Here is a 2910-nt window from a genome sequence, read left to right as displayed (position 1 = left end):
AATCAAAACCTACACGGTTCTTTATCCCGGCAAAAAATGTGATTAAACTGGTGATACGGTAATAATGGTCTAATTCAAGCACAACATCAAACTCCTCCTTCCTTAACAAAGAGATAATCTTGAATAACCCAGCTATTCCTGTATTTAATATGTCATAGTAGATAATACGGTCAAGATATGGACAGCCTTCAACTACTTCTTTTACGCGTGGAGTGACTAATATTGTTAGATATGCCTCTGGAAAACTTTTTCTCAGTGCCTTTATGGTTGGAAGTGCTACGACTAAGTCTCCAATAGCAATTAGTTTGATAACCAAAATTCTCTGCCAGTGATGTTGTGAAATCCGTTTCCTGAAGAACAGCTTATCTAATACACCTAAAACAAAACAAATCGGTGTCCCAATTATCTTATCTACTTTTTTAAATAATTCGACCTTATCCATATTCCTTATTTCCACTCAAAAGCTAAACTTGATTGTTGTTGTGCCTAATTCGCTAATAATTTTAAGCAAGACAGGACCCAGGACAACCAGAAGGATAGTGGGGAAAATGAAGAAGATGAGTGGAAAGAGCATCTTGATAGGGACTTTCATTGCCTGCTCTTCTGCCCGTTGTCGTTGAAGAACCCTGATTTGGTCTGACTGAACCTGAATTACCCTGGCGATACCCACACCAAGTTGTTCGGCTTGAATAATATTGTTAATAAACAATTGTAAATCTTCTACTTGTGTGCGTTTGCTAATATCTTTCAACGCCTCCTTTCGATTCTTGCCAACCATAATCTCTTCTAATGCCTTTTTGAACTCAAAAGCCAGCGGTCCTTTAACCTTCTCCACCACCTTTGATAAAGCTAAATCAAATCCTAATCCTGCCTCCATACTTACCTGTAATAAGTCAAGGGTGCCTGGTAATGACCTTGAAATTTGCCGCTTCCTTATTGTAACTTGCTTACTTAACCAAAATTTAGGTCCCACAAACCCAAATCCAAAACCAGTTAAGGTAAAAACAAGAATTAAAATAGGTGGGTTTAGATTAATAAATAGACACAATATTAAAATAACAAATAATAAAACCAAACTTATCAAAAATTGGATGACAATAAATTCACCGGGTTGTAAATTCCCTGGATTTCCCGCCATAATAAGTTGAGTTAAAAGTTTATCTTGATACGCCGAAGAGCCTTCTTTTCGGGTAAATTTTAATGCTATTTTCTGGATAACAGGCTTAATCATCCGCTCAAAAAAGGGTTTTCTTAACTCCTCTTCGTCTAAAGAGATTACTACTTGTTCAGGTGTTCTATCTGATGTTACCTTTTTAAGTCGATTGATAACTTTTGCCCTTCTGGATGTAAGGACTCCTATAATTACCAGAGAAAAAGTAGTAATAACCATAAAAATTATCATCACTAATAAAAAATTCATCACATCCACCTCTGTCACTCCCTTATACTGTACCTGTTTAGCGTGGTCAGAGAACATGAAGGAAAAGTATTGAGTTATTACAAAACTATTTGAAATACAATAAGTTTTGTAATCCAAAATTAAAAATTAAATATTAAAATGCAAAATGACATATCAAATATCATATCAAAAATCAAAGAGCAAATATCAAAATTAAGGAATTCTTTTATTCTTATTTTTGATTTTTAATATTTGATTTTTTCTATTGACTTACAAGTACTTTTGCATTTTACTTTGTCATTTTGCTTTTTACATTTTGATATTTGCATTAAGCTTCTCGTGGAATATTTTACAAGAGTTACACCTTAAATTAGCATCATTCAGAACACGCTAAACACCACCCTCATACTTCCACCCGAATTAATTTTTTTATAATTAATATTCCAATGATTTGCATTGTTACACCTATCCCAATTATTAACCAGCCCATCCGTTCGGTGATAAGGAGTTTATAAATATCAGGTTGGAGAAGACTGAGGATTAATCCTAAGATAACGGGTAAAAGTGAGACAATAAGTCCAGATAGCCGTCCTTGAGCGGTCAATGTTTTTATCTCTCCTTTAATTCGGATTCGTTCCCGGATAGTGTATGCGACACGGTCTAAAATCTCTGACAGATTTCCACCAATTTGCTTTTGAATCAATACTGCAGTTACGACTAAATCTAAATCTTCACTTTCTATCCGCTTAACAAGGTTTTCAAGTGCCTTATCTAATGGGACGCCCAAATTATCCTCGCGTAAGACCCGACTGAATTCAACAGATATTGGCGGGGAGGTTTCTTTAGCCACCATATCCAATGCTTGCAAAAAGCTATATCCGGCTTTAAGAGAATTTGAGATTAGCGAAATAACATTACATAACTGGCTGGTGAAGATAGATAACCTCTTTTTTTTGAGATGATGTAAAAAAAAATGCGGAAGAAAATATCCAAAACTACCTCCAGCAAAAAGACTAATGAAGAATATCTTTGGAAAAATGACTATGCCAATACCCGCAAAACAAAGAGATATAAATAAATTAATCAAGATGAATTCCGACGGTCGAAGTAAAACACCTGCTTTGGCTAATTTATCCTTAATCTTTGCCTGGTATCCTTTAAAAAATATAAAATTTATTAGTTTAGTCCCAAGTTTATCTGACAGGCTTTCTTTTTGCTCAATATTGGTTATTTGTGGGATAAAAAGTGGTCCAATATAGGGTTTTAATCTTTCTTTGACCTTCTTTTTTTTTCCTTTTTTTATTATGGTTAGAAATAAGCAAAGTAGCAAAATTAAAAAAATTATAATAAATAAAGTAATTTTCATTTTCTTAGACCTAACCGCTTATTGTAACCGTTCAGGCTATATATCAAAAGTGTAAGAAAGGGGATAAGGAGATAAGAGTGATATGGAGATAAGATAATAGAAATAGATTGAAATTTATAGAAATAGGTAGAAATTGATTGTGGAA

The 2910-nt window shown here is 33.9% G+C and carries 3 protein-coding genes; all 3 read right to left on the bottom strand.

Features of this window, described 5'->3' with window-relative positions:
- On the bottom strand, nucleotides 1–442 hold a 442-nt coding region (locus AB1422_18590; protein MEW6621309.1), incomplete at its 3' end, for a glycosyltransferase family 9 protein.
- A gap of 15 nt (nucleotides 443–457) precedes the next feature.
- Nucleotides 458–1420, bottom strand: coding sequence for a type II secretion system F family protein (locus AB1422_18585; protein ID MEW6621308.1), 963 nt, complete (start codon nucleotides 1418–1420; stop codon nucleotides 458–460).
- Between the two features lie 382 nt (nucleotides 1421–1802).
- Nucleotides 1803–2729, bottom strand: a complete 927-nt coding sequence (locus AB1422_18580) for a type II secretion system F family protein (protein ID MEW6621307.1) — start codon at nucleotides 2727–2729, stop codon at nucleotides 1803–1805.
- Between the last annotated feature and the right edge of the window lie 181 nt (nucleotides 2730–2910).

The organism is bacterium, from assembly GCA_040757115.1.
In the GTDB taxonomy this organism is placed as follows: domain Bacteria; phylum UBA9089; class CG2-30-40-21; order CG2-30-40-21; family SBAY01; genus JBFLXS01.
Note: the sequence above shows the minus strand (reverse complement) of the source record. Positions and strands in the feature narration are given on the sequence as shown.

Bases quoted from the DNA above. Each gene is read 5' to 3' on its own strand.
- AB1422_18585 (MEW6621308.1), bottom strand. From the start codon at position 1,420: ATGAATTTTTTATTAGTGATGATAATTTTTATGGTTATTACTACTTTT.